The sequence below is a fragment of the Paenibacillus sp. LT-B23 genome, from assembly GCF_059417685.1.
Map to the genome: position 1 here is coordinate 113,408 of NZ_JBSQBM010000018.1, position 20,288 is coordinate 133,695.

Below are 20,288 nucleotides of genomic sequence, written 5' to 3' on the forward strand. Positions count from 1 at the left end.
AATAAATCTTATGATATACGGGGTGAATGGCATGTATACGAATAGATTCAAAACACTGGTCGATGTCATTGCAGAACGGGGAGAATGCAAAAATAACTCAATTACCTTTATTGAGTCAGATCAACTCGAAACAACACTTACTTATGAAGATGTATATCAGGAAGCATTAGCATTTTTAGGGGAGCTTCAGGATGCAGGCGTTAAACAAGGACAGGAAATTGTGTTTCAATTAGAAAATAACCGTCATTTTGTAAAAGCGTTTTGGGCTTGTATTCTTGGGGGGATGATCCCGGTACCTGTCAGCATTGGCAACAATGATGAACATAAAATGAAGATTTTTAAGATCTGGGATGTGCTTGACGATCCGTTTTTGCTCATTGAACCTAAAATATTAAAAGACCTTGAAAAATATACATTAAAAAGTAACCAGACTACATTATTCGAAACTATTCGCCATCGCTATAAATTACTTGAACAACATGAACAACCAAAGCATCTGTTTGTAAGAGTACACACCCCCCAACCGGATGATATAGCATTTATTCAGTTTTCGTCTGGCTCAACGGGAGATCCCAAGGGAGTTACCCTTACGCATGATAATCTCATTCATAACACAAGTGGAATTATAAATAGAACAGTCATCACTGAGCAAGACTCGTTCTTGCAGTGGATGCCTCTAACCCATGACATGGGTCTAATTTACAATCATATTACTCCATTAGTTGCTGGAGTGAATCAATATATTATGCCGACCTCGCTATTTATTCGTCAGCCTGTATTATGGATAAAAAAAGCAAGTGAACATCAAGTAAGTATTATTTCATCGCCAAACTTCGGATATAAATATTTCATGCAGTTTTTTAAACCGGAAAAAGCGATGGACTGGGATCTCTCCAAGATCCGTTCCATTATTAATGGTGCTGAGCCTATCTCTCCCGAATTATGTGACACATTTCTTGATACATTAGCTCCCTTTGGATTGAAAAGAACTACTATGCGTACATCATACGGTTTGGCAGAGGCTTCGGTTGCAGTTGCTATTCCCAAAACCAATACAAAATATGTAACTGTATATGTTGACCGTAAGCATTTAAATATCGGGGAACCTGTCTTAGAGGTGGACAAGACTTTTCTTAACGCCCTGCCATTTGTCGTAGTAGGTCAGTCGTTAGATTATTGTGAAATAAGAATATGCAATGACGAGGATGAGCAAGTTGCTGAACGCGTCATTGGACACATACAAATTAAAGGTAAAAATGTTACAAAGGGATACTATAACAACGAACAATCGACATCTAAAATTTTGACATCAGACGGATGGGTAAGAACAGGGGATCTTGGTTTCTTTCGTGAAGGTCAATTGGTCATTACAGGGAGAGCAAAGGATATTATTTTTATGAATGGTCAGAATGTGTATCCGCACGACATTGAGCGTATCGCTGAAGAGGTTGAAGGGGTAGAACTTAATCGCGTGGCGGTTTGCGGAGTACGTGTAGCGGAGGCGGAAACAGAGGAAATTGTAATATTTGTCGTGTCAAAAAAGACACTGGAGAAATTTGCGCCAATCGCAAAGAGGCTAAAAAAACATTTGTACCGCAAAGGTGGATGGTCTGTATACGATATCGTACCCATTAAGCAAATGCCCAAAACAACCAGCGGAAAGTTGCAAAGGTTTAAGCTTGCTGCTCAGTATCAATCGGGTCATTATCAGAAGATTCTATTGGCTTTGAACGACCTTTTGGAGCAGGAAACAAAAAAACAGGAGTCGCCGAAGACTTCGACCCAAATAGAAAATATACTTCACGATATTTGCTGTGAGGTGTTACATAGGGAAGAGGTTGATACGGGGGAAAGCTACTTTGATCTGGGTGCGAATTCGTTACAGTTGGTTCAGATTACAGAGAGGATTGAAAATCTGCTGGGGATACAGTTGTCGGTTACGGATTTGTTTGATTATCCCTCTATAGCTCATCTGGCAGAATTTATGGTGAGACCGACTGCTTCGGCTAAAAATGATATCCCTACTGATGAAATTCACCACACAAATAGCAAGGACGTTGCCATTATAGGTATTTCTCTGGATTTACCCGGTTCTTCATCCAATTCACAGTTTTGGAACCATATTGTTCAAGGCGACGATTGTATCGGAAGTTTAAGCCCCCAACGAAAGCAGGACGCGATAGATTACTTATCGGTTTTGGATCAAGAAAAGGATGAGGAGGAATTCATAGAAGGCGGTTTTTTGGAGGAAATCGATAAATTTGATTATTCGTTCTTTAAATTAAGTCCTGTGGAAGCTAGCTACATGGATCCTAATCAGAGGTTATTTCTTCAGACTGCGTGGCACGCAATTGAAGATGGGGGTTATGCAGGCGAACGGATTCATGGTCAAAAGGTAGGGGTCTACGTTGGCTTCTCCAAAGTGGGTTACGATTATGAGAGGATGCTCTCCAAAGGGGAACCGGATAAATTCCACCAGTATATTGTTGGGAATTTACCGTCAGTGCTGGCAAGCCGCATTTCCTATTTTCTTAATTTGAAAGGTCCAGCAGTTACTGTGGATACAGCGTGCTCTTCTTCACTTGTCGCAATTCATATGGCTTGTAAGGGGTTAGCAACGGGGGATTGCAAGATGGCAATAGCCGGAGGAATCCGAACAATGCTTTTACCGGTGAGGTTGGGGCTAGATATGGAATCTCCAAAGAACAGAGCCCGTACATTTGATGCAGAGGCGGATGGAACAGGTGTTGGAGAAGGGGTTGCAGCGGTTTTGTTAAAGCCTCTCGACCAAGCATTGCAGGATGGAGATCGTATTTATGCTGTGATTAAAGGGAGTGCTGTGAATCAGGATGGCACAACTGTAGGTATTACTGCGCCTAGTCCTTCCGCCCAGGCCGAAGTGGTAGAGGCAGCTTGGAATGATGCGGGTATTCACCCGGAAACATTATCATTTATTGAGGCCCATGGAACAGGAACCAAACTAGGGGACCCGATTGAAATAGCTGGATTGACACAAGCCTTTGAAAAATATACCGATAAAAAACAGTTTTGTGCCATCGGTTCCGTCAAGCCGAACATTGGTCACTTATTTGAAGCAGCAGGAATATCCAGCCTTATTAAGGCTGTATTGATGCTGCAAACCAAGAAAAATCCTCCGTTGATTCACTTTAAGAAACCTAGTTCTCGTATTAACTTCGAATTATCGCCTTTTTATTTGACGACGGAAGTGGCAGATTTGGAATCAAACGATACTCCACTTCGTTGCGGAGTTAGTTCTTTTGGTTTCAGTGGAACAAATGCTCATGTTGTTATGGAGGAGTTTGTAGAAACACGAAGAGAGAATTCTTCTGCGTCGGGATGCATTCAACTCTTGACATTATCAGCGAAGAATGAGGGAACTTTGCATCATTTGGTTGAAGGCTATATTGACTATTTACGGCTAAATCCAGCCGTTTCCTTAGAGCAAATGTGCTATACAACACATATAGGCAGAGCTCATATGGAGCATAAATTAGCCGTTGTCGCTTCCAGTCCAGAAGATTTGCTGCACAAGTTGGAGCGATGGGCTACCGGGAACAAGCAAGAGAATGTGCCTGATATATATGCAGGTGTGCATAAACAGAGAGCTAACAGTAAGCAGGAAATAGATGAGACGATAGATCGAATTATTACAGCCATAAGAGAAGGTGGACATACAGACATTCACTCTCTGCGTCGACTGGGTGAGTTGTACGTTAAAGGAGTGACGATCCCGTGGCAAGCACTTTATGCGGGTGAAACCAAAAGAATACTGACGCTGCCTCTATACCCTTTTGAACGGAATCGGTGCTGGTTTACCCCAAAAGTAGAGCAGATAAGTAATAAAGACAGGGAGGAGAGAAATATGGTGTCCACGTATCAAAACGAGAAGCAAGCTACAGATCAAATGGATTATACAGCAGAGATTTCCAAAGTATTAAAAGAAGTGATCAGCAAGGTTTCTGGATTTACAGTGGGGCAACTGGATGATCAAACGCATTTTCTCGAAATGGGCTTGGATTCGATTATGTTGGTTCAAGTTCAAAAAGAAATTAGGGAACAATTTAGAGTGGATGTTCCAATGAACCATTTCTTTGAAAATGTTACGAATTTGGATCGTCTAGCAACGTTTATTTCAGACCTGACGTATACGACACAATCGGTTGCGGCAGCCAGTGCTGCAAGTGTTGTCGATGGAAGGATAGAAGCGAAGCCAGAAAGTGTGGTTGCTACAGAGCCATCGTCCAAATCTGGTGACTTGGAAAGGTTACTCTCTCAACAGATTGAATTGCTGAACAGCCAACAGCATGGTCTTACTCAAGTGTTGACAAAGCAACTGGAGGTGTTGAGTGGTCAAGGAAGAACTGTACGGACAACACCATTAGCTAACAAGGAACCAGTCAATGTTCAGAACTCGTATCTTCATCCTGTGGCACAGGATGTACCTGTAGTTTCTAAAGTAAAGATGGGGGCATCCGATGAACATTCCAAACCGTTTGTACCCTATCAGCCACTGCTGATCGGTGAGGAAAGTGGATATAGCGTGCGGCAAAATGATTTCTTACAGCGTTTTATTGAACGATATACGCAACGTACTCCGGGTTCCAAGAAGTATACGCAGGAAAGCCGATGGGTTCACGCCAATAACCGTCATGTATCTGGCTTCCGATCCTATTGGAAAGAAATGGTGTATCCCATAATTTCAGAGAGCGCCTCAGGTTCAAGAATATGGGATGTGGATGGAAATGAATATATTGATTTGACCATGGGCTTCGGGGTTCATTTACTGGGTCATAATCCAGCTTGGCTAACTGATGCCTTGCGTAGCAATTTGCATGATCGTACACCTTCAATCGGTCCCATGTCGAATACCGCAGGCGAGGTCGCTGCCTTGATCAGCGAGTTGACGGGTGTGGAGCGGGTTGCTTTTTATAATTCGGGGTCAGAAGCTGTTATGGTCGCTTTGCGTTTGGCCAGGGCGGCTACAGGACGTTCCAAAATTGTGTTGTTTGCCGGTTCTTACCACGGAACGTTCGATGGTGTACTTGCCGTGTCTGATCCGAATTCAAGTGGGGGCGAGGCTTTACCCATGGCTCCGGGGATTCCTTCAAGCATGATGCAGGATGTAATCGTGCTCCCTTATAACCATCCGGATTCTATAGAAGTTATCAAACAGTATGCAGATGAGCTCGCTGCCGTACTGGTGGAACCCGTACAGAGTCGCAGACCGGACCTGCAACCAAGGAAGTTCTTGAAGCAAATCCGGGAGATTACAGCAAATTCGGGAACAGCGCTCATTTTTGATGAAGTGATTACAGGGTTTAGAATTCATCCGGGTGGAGCACAGGCATGGTTTGGGATTAAAGCTGACCTGGTCACTTATGGAAAAGTGGTGGGTGGAGGTATGCCCATCGGCATTGTGGCCGGAAACTCCGAGTTTATGGACACAGTAGATGGAGGTGTATGGTCGTTCGGGGATGATTCATATCCGATGAATACGAATAAAAAAACGTTCGTTGGCGGTACTTTCTGTACACATCCGCTTACAATGCATGCGGCTCTGGCTGCTTTGAAATATTTGAAGTCAGAAGGTCCAGATCTTCAGGAACAACTAAACCGAAGAACCGACGAATGGGTAGCGGGACTGAACGCCTATTTTAAACGAAATAGTGTACCTATCCATATGGTTAACTATGGTTCATTATTCCGGTTTGTTTCGTTTGGCGATATCGAGTTATTTTTCCATCTGCTGATTAACAAGGGAGTTTACATATGGGAAGGCCGTAATTGCTTTTTATCGACTTCTCATACAGATGAAGACCTTCAACAAATCACGCAGGCTGTAAAGGAAAGCGTGGAGGAATTGAGAGAAGGGGGATTTTTACCCGATAATCCGCCTTCTCCGGATGGAAATGAGATCTCGAAAATGGATGTGATTCCGGTCGAACCTGCGTCCTTCCCTTTGACAAAGGAGCAGCAGCAAATTTGGTTTGCCACGCGATCAAGGAGTGATTCCTCGACTGCGTTCAATGAAACGGCAGCACTACGTATGCAGGGCCATCTGCAGATTGACACCCTACAACGTGCTGTTCAAGCGATTGTGAATCGGCATGATTCGCTGCGCACTTTAATTGACCCCGGTGGAGAAGAACAGCATATTCTTGAAAACGTGGATGTGGTTATCCCACTGAATGATTTTTCAGCATTTTCTCGATCAGAGTGTGAAGAAAAAGTTAAGCAATGGTTCGAGGATGAGGGGCAAAGATCGTTTGATTTGACGTCCAGTGAACCATTGTTCAGAATTCACATTTTGCGTGTGAATCTGGAAGAACATATTGTGGTGGTCACGTTCCATCATATTATCGCTGACGGTTGGTCGATAGCAGTGTTTATACGCGAATGGGAGCAAGTCTATACTTCTTACTGCGAAGGTGAAAAGACAGTCAGGTTGCCTGTATCGGCCCAATTCAGAGATTTTCAGGTTTGGCAGCAGTCGGAACTGGAAAGTGAGGGTGCGAGTGCAGCAGTTTCTTACTGGACACGGACACTGGACTCAATTCCTGTAGTGATGAATCTTCCATCCGAGGACGGAGGCATGAAGAAATCATCGTATAGTGGCAAACGAATAAATATTCGGGCAAACAGTACGTTAACTAAAAAGTTGAAGAAGCTTAGCATTAAAGCTGGGAATAGCCTGTTTGTCACACTTTTGACAGCATATAACGTGTTTTTGCACCGGTTAACTGGAAATAAGACACTAGTGGTGGGGATACCTACTTCGGGTCAGTCCAGAATGGAGCAACTTAATTTGATCGGAAACTGTGTCAATATGCTGCCGATTGTGAGCCGTATTGACTCCAAAGAAACATTATTTAACTATTTGTCCCAAGTTAAGCGAGTAATGCAGGAAATGGAGCCGTTCCAAAATTACCCTTTTGCTGATCTGGTTGAGCGTTTGGCAAACGTATCAATTCCTGAGATGAACGTGATCTTCAACATGGATCGACCGATGCAGAATTTTCACTTTCATGGGCTGGATGTTCAGGTGATGCCGACGCCAATCCTGTACTCCAAATATGACATGTTTCTTAATGTAATGGAGGTCGAGGGGGAACTCTGGTTTGATTTTGACATTAAAGATGGATTAGCCGCGCCGGAAACGATACACCTCTGGGCAAAGTACTTTTTACACATGCTCCATACTGTGGCTAATGGCGAAGATCTGAGCCTTGCAGATATTTCGCTCTTGAACCAGGACGAACAGACACTTGAGGAAAAAAATTACAAGGACTACGCTGACCTCGAAATTAGTGGCAAAAGTGATGCCGTTTCGCAAGGAGCCGTCTATTTACTTGATACCTATGGGCAGCCAGCACCTGTTGGCACAATCGGAGAATTACATGTACTGGAGGAGAATGCTTTTCCTTCCGAAACGATCGCTTACGCACCGACAGGAATGCTGGCTTTGCGGACAGCGGATGGTGAATTAAAGTTATTGGGAGATGTACAGCGCCGAGTACACGTTAGGGGACGTGCAATATATATCGAGCAACTCGAACAATTTATTACTTCTCTTCCGCAAATCAACGAATGCCGTGTTATAGCTAAACCTGCAGAGGACGGGACTGACCATAGTTTGATTGCTTACGTTGCGGGTCGTACCGATGGAATAAAGACATTGCTTCGCAAACAATTGTTGCACGAATTGCAAGACCATTGGGTACCTCAGCAGATCATTTCGCTTGAAAAGCTGCCCCTGACTTCCGAGGGATACGTGGACTTGTCCCAATTGCCTTCCTCGGAACAAACATTTAGCAAGGAGTCGGTTATCACAGTCAGTACCACGGAGAAAAGGGTAGGACGAATTTGGAAAGCAGTGTTGGGTTTGGATCAAGTTTGGCCAGATGACAATTTCTTTGATCTGGGAGGAGATTCGTTGAAGGCGACTCTCTTACTCGCTAGGGTGTATCAAGAATTTGGCAAACGAATTCCATTGAACGAGCTTTTCCATTCACAGACGGTTTCGGCTTTGGCGAGGGTGATTGAAGGGGCAGAGCAGGGACAAATCCTTTCTATTAGAAAGCTTGAAGGGAAGAAATATTACGAAGCATCGGCTGCTCAAAAACGCATGTTTGTTTTACAAAATATAGGAGTAAACTCAGCCTATAATATTACGGGTCAGGTGCATATTGATGGGGATCTTGATATTCCCAGTTTTCAGAAGGCATGCTTAGATTTGATTCGGCGTCATGAATCGTTTCGCACTTCTTTCAATGTAGTGGATGGAGAGATTGTACAAATGATCCACGCTGAGGCGACTTTTGAAATCAAAGTTACAGAAATACTGGAGAAAGAAGCAGACGAGATGAGCCGCTCGTTTGTCCACCCGTTTGATTTACGCGAATGGCCACTCTTCCGAGCGGAACTGTTCCGGTTTGGAACTAATAAACATATGTTGATTATGGACATGCATCACAGTATCGCTGACGGGCTTTCGTTATCCATTTTTCTCAATGAATTAGTGCAATTGTATCGGGGGGAAGTGTTGACTCCCCTCCAGGTTCAATATAAAGATTTTGTCGTCTGGCAAAAGGAGCAATACAATAGCAGACGTTCGTTTGAACAGGAGCACTATTGGAAAAATGTTCTGAGCGGAGAATTGCCTATACTGGCAATGCCAACAGACTTCCCCAGACCGTTGCATCAAAGCTACGAAGGGGCTGTGTTGTCTTATAACATCACTCCAGTAATGACAGAGGAATTAAAAAAACTCGCCAACAAGACAGGCACAACACCTTTTATGATTTTGCTTGCGGCTTATAATATACTGCTCGCAAAGTATACAGGGCAGGAAGATATTATTGTGGGAACGGCGGTTGCAGGGCGTCAGCATCCGGACACGGAAGCGATGATAGGAATGTTTGTCAATACGCTAGCTTTACGAAATCGCCCGTCTCCTCAGCGGAGCTTCCATTCGTTTTTGCAAGAGGTTAAGGAAACGACCCTACGTGCTATGGATTATCAAGAATATCCTATTGAAGAATTGATTGAGAGACTGGATGTTCGTCGTGACCGGGGACGCAATCCTCTGTTTGACACGATGTTTGTCATGCAGAATTTTGAAATGAGTCCTCTTAAAGCAAATGGGGTAGAATTCCGCCCGATCGAATTCAATCCAGGGATCTCTCAATTCGATTTGGTGTTAAGCGCTGACGAATGGCAGGAGGGGTTAGCCCTTCGTTTCAACTATTGTACCCAATTGTTCCGAACAGAAACAGTCAACCATCTTGCTGGTCTGTATATACAAATATTACGATCCATTTTAGAACAACCTTGGAGCGAAATCGCGCAGTTGGATTGGTTACCTGAGAAAGAGAAGTCACAGCTATTGTATGGCTTTAATTCGTTCGAGCTGCCTTCTTCGACTGTGACGGAGGAAAAAGGGATGCTGCACCTGCTATTTGAAGAGCAGGTACTCAAGACTCCGAATCATGCCGCTGTCTTTCATCGGGGGTGTGGAATTACTTATAAAGAACTGGACGAAAAGTCTAATCAGCTGGCAAGGGCGTTAATCAAGCGGGGAGTAGGAGCAGAAACAGTAGTCGGCTTGATGATAGGCCGCTCATTAGATTTGGCAGTTGGTATGTTGGCTATTTTGAAAGCCGGTGGTGCTTATCTTCCTATAGACAGCTCTTATCCGGAAGAACGAATTCATTTTATGCTTGAGGATAGCGGTGCTACTCTCCTGCTGTTGAGTGAATCATCCAACTATAATTCTTCCACTTTTATAGGCTTAGTCCTGAATATAGATGACGATGAATGGTATAAAACCGAAAGCACGTCTTCTTCAAAGTGGGAATCCGATCCACGCCATTTGGCATATGTAATTTATACATCAGGCTCAACTGGTACTCCCAAAGGAGTTTGTATCGAGCATCGAGCGATTTTAAATACACTATCGTGGAGAAGAGAAGAATATGCATTGGAAACAGCAGATCGTATTTTGCCATTGCTATCAAGTTCATTCGATGCTTTTGTCGGTGCATTTTTAACTCCGTTGCTGTCCGGAAGTGCGGTAGTGCTGCCTACAGATGAAGAATTAAGTGAACTGTCAGCGCTGAAAGCATTGATTGTATCGGCTGATATTACGCATTTGGTATGTACTCCTTCCATGTACTTATCTGTGATGGAAGGCCTGACTCCACAGGAAGCCAAGTCCCTTAAAGTCGTTACATTGGGCGGAGAGAAAGCGCCAAAACGGTTGGTTGAAGCCAGTCAAGCCAAACACTCCGGCATTAAACTGTTCAATGAGTATGGACCAACAGAGAACAGTGTTGTTACAACGATGTTGCGAGATATGGGTCCCGAAGAAGTGGGGTGTATTGGAAAACCGATTTCTAATACGGGTGTGCTTATTCTTGACCAATACTTGCAGTTAAGGCCAATTGGACTTCCAGGAGAATTGTGCATTTGGGGAAAAGGAATTGCACGAGGATATCGCAATCAGCCTGAGCTTACGGCACAGAAATTTATCCCCCATCCTTACTTGGACAATATGAAACTCTACAGAACAGGAGATTTGGCGAGATGGTTACCTGACGGGACGCTGGAGTATCTTGGCCGGGCGGATCAACAAGTTAAAATCAGGGGATACCGGATTGAGCCAGGTGAGATTGAAAGCACTCTGTTGGCACATGAAGCGGTAAAAGAGGCAGCCGTTGTTATTAAAGGAACAAATGAAGACCCGTATCTGTGCGCCTATGCGGCGTTGCGAGAGTCGGTTACTGTAGATGCCTTGAAAGATTACCTGTCTTCACATTTGCCTCAATATATGGTGCCTGTCCATCTCCTGTTGTTGGACGCTATGCCACTAACGGCAAACGGTAAAGTTGATAGAAGAGCATTACCTGAACCGGGAGGACGGTCCAGTATAGGACTGCAGCACGTAGCACCGAGAAATGAAACGGAACAGCGGTTAGCGGAAATTTGGGAGGAACTGTTGGGAGTATCGCCAATCGGTATGTACGACCACTTTTTTGAAATAGGTGGACATTCGATGAAGGCCACTCTGTTGACCGCTAAAATCAACGAGCTATTTCATGTGGATATTTCAACCCAGGACGTCTTTGAGGCACCAACAATCGAAGCACTTTCAAAGATTGTATTTGCTGCCAATCCAACAGAGTATCGGCGAATTGAGGCAGTGGCTGAAGAAGCTTATTATGAGGTTTCCCCAGCACAATCCAGATTGTTAGCCGTTCTTCCTTTGGATGAGACTGGTGTGGCTTATAACATGTCAGCAGCGTTGATGATTGAAGGTAATGTAGATCGAGGAAAGTTGGAGCGTACCTTCGATCAATTATTGGCTCGGCATGAAGCATTCCGGACCTCTTTCGGATATGTGGATGATAGAGCTGTGCAATTCGTTCATCCGCATGTGGATTTTCAACTTGGCTATACCGAAGCTACTGCGGATGCTGCGGCAAACGGTGCCAACACGTTGATTCGTAACTTCATACGCCCTTTTGATGTTAGTAAAGCACCTTTATTCCGGGCTGAGCTTCTTCAACTGGATGATAACAAGTACATGCTTCTCATCGATATGCATCACTTGATTGCCGATGGAACTTCTATTGACACGATAATTGATGAGTGGAACAAGCTGTACAAAGGAGAAGAACTGCCTGTTTTACCGCTTCAATACAAGGATTATTCTTCTTGGTTGAAGTCGAATACGACGAATCAGGCTAAGCAGCAACAATATTGGCTTGAACAGTATACCGGAGAAATTCCCGTTCTGGATTTACCTACAGATTATCAGCGGCCGCAGTTACAGAGCTTTCTCGGTGATGTAGTGGAAGTCGAACTGTCGGCAAAGCTCTTAGATCAGTTGGAGTCCATCTGTACCCAAACGGATAGCACGCTCTTCATGCTTCTGTTCGCAGCCTATAATGTGCTGCTAGCGAAATATGCTGGACAGGAGGATGTAGTGATCGGTATTCCTACGTCTGGCCGAACACATGTTGATACACAGGGGATCGTAGGATTATTCGTAAATACGCTGGCCATACGCAATAATCCGGCTGGAAATAAGAGCTTCAAATCCTTTTTGAACGAAGTAAAAGGAAATACGCTGCAGGCCCTACAAAACGAATCGTATTCATTTGCCGAACTTGTCGACAAGCTGTCTATAAAACGGGATTTGAGCCGAAATCCATTATTTGACACTATGTTCTCCTTTATGAATACGGATGCGCAGCAATGGCGAGCCGATAATCTTAATTTTGAGCTATACCCATTCAAAACGGGCGTCTCCAAATTTGACCTTGTACTGAATGCGGAGCAAAAGGCCGGAAGGCTTCACCTGGAAGTCGAATATAGTACCAGACTATATAAAAAAGATACAATTGAGCTGCTTGTCGATCATTATTTGAATGTATTGGAGGAAATAGTACAAAATCCTGATAGTGCTCTGGCTGATATCCGTTTACTGAGCCGGACCGAAGAAGTAGCTATGGAGGAGCGATATAACAACACATACATCACTTATCCACAGCCGAGGCCGATACATCAATATATTGAGGAGCAGGTTGATAGAACACCGGATGCTAATGCCGTTATTTTTCAAGGCCGTAAGCTGACCTACAGGGAATTAAATGAACAGGCCAATGTGATAGCAAGCGATTTGTTGGCTAGAGGGATTGGAATCGGAAGCTATGTACCTATACTCATGGAACGGAGTCTGGAACTGGTAGTGTCCATTCTGGCTGTCATGAAAACAGGAGCTGCATTTTCACCTCTTGATACAGAATGGCCTACGGATCGCTTACAAAGTGCCTTACAGGATTTGGGCAGCTCTGTCATACTGGTCAATCCAAGTGCACCTATAAGTTCAGAAATTAACGCTGGCGAGCATCTAATCATAGATTCCTCGGTAGTTAGAAAGATGAGCGGCGCTGGTAGTAACCCAATTGTAGATGTGGATATGGAATCACCAATCTATGTCATCTTCACTTCTGGTTCGACCGGTAAACCGAAAGGTGTTATTGCTGCCCATAAAGGAATAACCAACCGTTTTCTATGGATGAACGACTATTTTGGAACAGAGGCGGCTCAAAGCGTTCTCCAAACCACTCATCACGTGTATGACAGTGCCGTATGGCAATTGTTTTGGCCTTTAATGAACGGTGGCACAACCATTTTACCCGAAACGGGAATGACAGTAGACGCTACGTACATGGCGAACATCATTGAGCAAGAGCGCATTTCGTTTACGGACTTCGTTCCGTCGGTATTTAACGCCATTGTCAACCAGTTGGACCAAAATTCATATCGAAATAAGCAATTGAGCTCTCTTCAACAAGTTATTCTTGGTGGTGAAGAAATTACGCCATCGACAGTCTGTACTTTCTTGACTATTTTTCCTCATGTTCGAATTACGAACTTGTACGGCCCAACGGAGGCGAGCATAGGCTGCGTCGCGTATCAAGTGACAGGAGAGGAAGATAGAATTCCAATCGGAAGGCCGATCGCTAACACCAAAATTTATATTTTGGACCCAGGACTAAAGCGGGTTCCGGTGGGGATCGTAGGGGAAATGTATATTGCAGGTACGCCACTTGGAATTGGTTATTTGAATGATCCTATTAAAACGAAGGCCAGCTTTATTGATAATCCTTATTCGGAGCCTGGCTATGAAAAACTCTACAAAACGGGAGATTTGGCGAAATATTTGCCTGATGGAAATATTGCTTTCCTTGGTAGATCAGATTTTCAGGTCAAAATTCGAGGATACAGGATTGAACTCAGTGAAATTGAATATCATCTGCTAGGAATAGATGATGTTCAGGAATCTGTTGTCATGGTCAAAGAAAATAAGGGGAGCTCTTATTTATGCGCGTATGTGGTATCAGCCAATCCGCTGGATACCGATACAATCAAAGCTCAATTGGCCAAGGAAATTCCGGATTACATGATACCATCGGTGTACTTTCCACTTGACATGATACCTATTACTCCAGGTGGCAAGATTAATCGTAAAGCGTTGCCGGAACCTGACTGGAGCGGTGCGTTAGAAGTGGAGTATGTGGAGCCCACGGGTGAGACAGAAAAATTGCTGGCGGAAATATGGGAGGAAGTGCTTGCAGTAACACGCGTGAGTGCAAATCACAATTTCTTTGATTTGGGAGGAGACTCTATTAAGGGTCTGCAAATCATTTCGCGTTTGAATACGCATGGCTACAAGCTTAGTATCAAGGAGTTGTTTTTGTACCCTAAAATTAGACAATTAAGCCCTTTTGTAAAGGTGATACATCGGAAAATTAGTCAGGAAGTTATTGAGGGAGAGCTGCCTTTAACGCCAATACAACAGCGATTTTTCCATTTACAGAGGGCACATCCTCAGCATTTTAACCAGTCTGTCATGCTATTTTCTGAACACGGTTTTCAGGAGCAGGGAATCCTTGCTGCCTTTGGATACATCTTTAAACATCATGATGCTTTAAGAATGACGTTTAAAATGAAAAAAAATAGGATTATTCAATATAATGAGGGGCTAAAAAATCAACATATACCGTTGACGGTAAAATCCCTTCCTGACGGTCTATCAGCAGAACCATGGGTTGAACAAGAAGCCACAGCCATTCAAAGCAGTTTCAATCTCACAACCGGACCTTTGCTGAAGCTTGGATTATTCCGGACTACTGAGGGAGACCATCTGCTCATTGCGGTTCATCATCTGGTAGTTGATGGGGTTTCATGGAGGATCATTTTACAAGATTTTACATCACTTTATCAGCAATATCAGCATGATGAAACGCTATTGTTGCCGGACAAAACGGATTCGTACCGCTCGTGGGCACAAGAAGTGACCCGATATGCAGCGAGTCCCGAATTGTTGGAGCAGGAACTAGGATATTGGACAGAGCTTGAGCAGATCAAGTCTGAGCCATTACCGAAAGACAGCTCTTATGTAACCAATACGTTGAGTGATAGTGAAAATATAAGTGTATCACTTGATGAGAAGAATACCGGTAAATTATTGAGACAAGTGCACCAGGCATACAATACTGAAATTAATGATATTTTGCTGACAGCACTTGGGTTGAGTATCAAGGAATGGACACAGCAGTCTCGTGTGTTGATCTATCTTGAAGGTCATGGGCGCGAAGAGATATTTCAGGAAATGAACATTTCCAGAACCGTAGGCTGGTTCACAACAGTGTACCCTTTTTTATTGGAAACGGATCACGCTCATGATCTGTCGTATCAGATTAAGAATACTAAAGACCGTCTTAGACGAATACCAAACAAAGGTTTCGGGTATGGGGCGTTAAATTATGTGAGGGTGAACAAATCTGGTCTGACTACATTTCAGGCTGTTCCGGAAATCGCCTTTAATTATATGGGCCGTTTTGATACTGAACTGAATACAGATGTATTTACACTTTCAAAATTTTCTTCTGGAGCAGAGGCAAGTCCATTAATGGAAAGATCGGTATCTTTAGATATCAACTGCATTATTAATGAAAGTGGACAATTAATCATTACCTGTAACTACAACAAACAAGAGTATCAGCAACAAACGGTTGAAAAACTATTACTTCAAATTCAGCAACATTTGACGGATCTGATCGATCATTGCTGCAGCAAGCAAGTAACGGAACAAAGTCCAACTGATTTCCTCTATGACAAGATGTCAATTGATGAGTTTCAGAACCTGTCCCAACTTTTAAGTAACAAACTAAACTTGTAGCAAAGTGGTGATCCGTATGAGAAACGCACTCATTCAAAACATTTATCCATTGACACCGATGCAGGAGGGGCTTCTGTATCACTCAATTTTGGACGAGCGTTCAGAAGCGTATTTTGATCAAACTGTCATTACCTTAAATGAACGGTTGAATGCAGAAACGCTGGAAAAAAGCTTTCAAACGCTAATCAATCGTTATGATGTATTGCGGACCGTGTTCGTTTATAAAGAAACAGAACGACCGTTGCAAGTTGTATTGGCTAAAAAGCAGGCCACTCTTGATGTCGTAGATATTACGGATTTGTCTGAAGCAGAACAACATTCATACGTTGAACATTTTACAGTTAATGATAGAAAAAAGCGTTTTGATCTGGAAAAGGATCTCCTTATTCGAATAAGTGTTCTCCTGTTAAGTGATACGAGCTGCAAGATGATTCTGAGCTTTCATCACATCATCATGGATGGCTGGTGTATTGGTACGATTGCAAAGGACCTGTTTCAAATTTACAGGGCCTACTCCGTCAATAAAATGCCAGAGTTGGACGCAGTATTTCCATATAGTCGATATATTAGCTGGTTGGAACAACAAAATAAGAAGACTGCTCTTGCCTATTGGGAAAAGCAATTAGCAGACGTGGAAGAGCAAAGCGAGTTACCTATTAGCAGCAGGCCCACTGAAGATGGAAAATATAAGCTGGAAAACCATGTGTTCACCTTGGATGAGCAATTAACACGCCGTTTGGAAATGGTAGCTCAACAAAATCAGGTGACGCTAAGCTCTGTGTTTCACGGTATATGGGGCGTATTGCTGCAAAGATGTAACAATACCAAGGATATAGTATTTGGCTCCGTCGTCTCCGGCCGTCCAGCTGAGCTGGAGGGCTCGGAACAGATGGTTGGGCTGTTCATAAATACGATTCCCGTACGCATTTGTCATGAGGGCCAGCAAACCTTTTCCCAGTTAATTAAGCAATTCCAGCAAAACATGATGGAATCCGGAAAGTATCATTTTCTATCCTTGGCTGATATTCAGATGTTAACCCCACTAGGAAAGAGCCTGATACACCATATCGTAGCGTTTGAAAACTATCCGATCACCGCAGAGCTTTCTGGAGGTGAAGGGGAACAGCTTGTTTCAATTATGGAAACCGATGGTTTTGAGCAAACCAATTATAATTTTAACATTGGAGTGATCCCCGGTAAGGAATTGAAAATTAAGTTTGGCTATAACGGTATAGTTTATCAACCCTTGGATATTCAAAGACTTGAGCTACACCTGAAACAAATTGCTGAACAGGTGGCCTTTGATCCGCATGCGAATGTGGACGATATTGAGCTGCTCTCTAACGAGGAAAGACAAAGAATTTTGCAAGAATTTAATGACACGAGTGCTCCTTATCCTCAAAGCCAAACGATTCAACAATTATTCGAAGAGCAGGTGGCGCGGACGCCGGATCGCTTGGCTGCTGCATTTGCAAATCAGCAATTAACCTATCGGGAACTGAACGAAAAGGCAAACCGCCTGGCTCGCGTCTTAAGAGAGAAAGGGGTTAGAACCGGCCAGATTGTTGGAATCGCAACTTATCGGTCACCGGAGATGCTGGTTGGAATCATGGCTATCCTTAAGGCAGGTGGTGCCTACTTGCCAATCAATCCGGAGGATCCGCTGGAACGAATTCGGTTTATAGCTGCTAACAGCGGGGTATCCATCCTGCTGGTGCATCAGCAAACCCTGTCCAAGCTGGAGAATATCTCACAAGATATCAACGTGCTTATGATTGGGACAGACCTGTCAGTTGAAGGAACCAATCTGGAACCTTACAGCGGGCCTGAGGATTTGGCTTACGTAATCTATACTTCCGGTTCTACAGGTAGGCCGAAGGGAGTTATGATTCGCCATACTTCAGTAATAAATCGCCTTCATTGGATGCAAAAGAGATATCCGTTAGGTGCAGACGACATCATTTTGCAGAAAACACCGTATACCTTTGATGTTTCTGTCTGGGAGTTGTTTTGGTGGGCAATAGCCGGTGCTTCTGTTTACTTTCTCCCACCTGATGCTGAGAAGGACCCGAAGCTATTGGTGGACACGGTGGCAGAACAGCGAATCACAACCCTTCATTTTGTGCCATCGATGCTGTCTGTGTTTCTGGATTACGTTGAGCAGCATAAGGCAGCGGGGAAACTTTGCAGTATAAAAAGGATTTTTGCCAGCGGGGAGGCTTTGACAGTAGTCCATGCCGGTCGTTTTAATAGCTTGCTCCGCAAGCCGAATGGTACGAGACTGCACAATTTGTATGGACCAACGGAGGCAACGGTTGATGCTTCATGGTTTGATTGCCCAGATGCAGACGATTTGCAGGTTATTCCGATCGGTAAACCCATTGACAATACCCGGTTGTTCATTTTGGATCAGGAAGGGAGACTGCTTCCTATTGGTATTCCGGGCGAACTCCATATTGCTGGTGCCGGGGTAGCCCTAGGCTACGTCAATCAATCTGATCTGACTGACGAAAAGTTCATGGATAATCCATTCGTTTCCGGAGAGCGCATGTATAAGACAGGGGATTTAGCGAAATGGCTTCCCGATGGCAATGTGGAGTATCTTGGAAGAATTGACCATCAGGTGAAAATCCGAGGATATCGTATTGAGACCGGAGAAATTGAAAAAGTACTTCTCTCTCATAATGAAATAAGAGAGGCCATTGTTCTGTCTAGAAAAGACCGGGAGGGCGAAACGTATTTATGCGCTTATATTGTGTCTGACCGTGAACTCATGACACAGGAAATAAGATCCTATTTGAAGGCGTCTCTGCCCTTGTATATGGTACCTGCTCACCTGATACAGATTGCTACAATACCTCTTACGCCTAATGGAAAAGTGAACCGAGGAGCGCTCCCTGAGCCACATGGTTTTATTCGGGAGCAGGGGTTTGTAACGCCTCGTACAGATACAGAAACTCGTCTAGTACGCTTGTGGGAAGATATTCTGCATGTGAGCCCAATAGGTGTATATAGCCATTTTTTCGAACTGGGTGGACATTCGTTGAAGGCTACGATACTAATTGGGAAAATTATTCGGGAATTCCAAGTCGAGTTACCTATGCGCGATATTTTTGAGTATCCGACTGTGGAAAACATGGGCAAGCTCATTGAGCGGACAATCGGGAGAGGGGCAGGTACATTTTCTGAGATTACTCTACTTTCAGGCCAAACCTATTATCCTGTCTCCTCCTCGCAAAGACGTCAGATGATACTGCATCAACTTGAAGGAGCGGAACTGGTTTACAATATGCCTTCTGTCATGCTCGTTCAAGGTCATCTGGATCGGGAGCGGTTGAAGACTGCGTTCAACAATCTGATCCACAGGCATGAAGCATTGCGGACTTCTTTTTCCTGGATCGACGGGGAGCCGATTCAAAATGTACATGACGAAGTAGAATTTCAGTTAAAAATTCATAGTCTGACAAGCAACGATGGTTCAGAGGAACAACAAATGGAAGCGGCGCTAAGTGAATTCGTTCAACCATTTGACCTAAGCTGTGCCCCTTTATTAAGGGGCGAACTGATCCCATTGGCAGAGAACAAAAACATGCTGCTGGTCGATTTACATCATATTATTTCGGATGGGGTTTCTATGTCAGTTATTATGGATGAATTTGTGAAAATATATGATGGGCAGGTGCTTCCTCCTCTATCGATTCAGTATAAAGATTATGCAAGTTGGCAAAATGAGCAAATAAATCATGGATTTATTAAAGAACAGGAACCCTACTGGCTGGACATATTTAAGGATGAGCTCCCCGTGCTGGAGCTGCCAACGGATTTTCCAAGGCCCTCTATTCAAAGCTTTGAAGGTAACACCGTATCCCGAATTCTGGGCGATGAAATAATGGAGCCACTCCGCAAACTTGCGGCCGAAACCCAAAGTACACTGTTTATGATCTTATTGGCTGTTTATAACGTTGTTTTGTCCAAGCATGCGCGTCAGGAAGATATTATCATCGGTTCGCCGGTTGCTGGGAGGAGACATCCGGATACAGAACAGATCGTCGGTATGTTTGTAAATACGTTGGCATTGCGGACTAACCCCTCATCAGAGAAGAGCTTCACAGCTTTTCTGAACGAAGTTAAGGAAACGGTTTTATCTGCATTTGAACATCAGGAATATCCCTTTGAACAATTGGTCGAAAAACTGGCGCTCCGCAGGGATGTGAGCCGGAGTCCACTCTTCGACACTATGTTTGTCATGCAAAATACAAAAGGACAGCCGCTACAATCTAGTGGGTTGGAATTCAAACCGTTTCCGTTCAATCCGGGCGTTTCCCGATTCGATTTAACCTTGAGTGCTGAAGAAACAGGTAGTTACCTTCATCTGAATTTGGAGTATAACAGTGTCTTGTTCCGACAGGACACCGCCGAACGCCTCTTGGATCATGTTGTGGTGACGCTAAGGTCGTTTGCAGACAATAGCGCACAGACAATAGGCAATACAGATTTGTTGACAGTGGTGGAAAAA

The 20,288-nt window shown here is 43.9% G+C and carries 2 protein-coding genes; both read left to right on the forward strand.

Annotated features, from left to right (window positions below):
• The first annotated feature begins 31 nt into the window (after positions 1-31).
• On the forward strand, positions 32-15,772 hold the full coding sequence (locus ACWXW9_RS21105; RefSeq protein ID WP_494931010.1) for an amino acid adenylation domain-containing protein: 15,741 nt from the start codon (positions 32-34) through the stop codon (positions 15,770-15,772).
• A gap of 16 nt (positions 15,773-15,788) precedes the next feature.
• The coding region (locus ACWXW9_RS21110; RefSeq protein WP_494931011.1) for an amino acid adenylation domain-containing protein at positions 15,789-20,288 on the forward strand (4,500 nt) is incomplete at its 3' end.

Bases quoted from the DNA above. Each gene is read 5' to 3' on its own strand.
- ACWXW9_RS21105 (WP_494931010.1), top strand. From the start codon at position 32: ATGTATACGAATAGATTCAAAACACTGGTCGATGTCATTGCAGAACGG.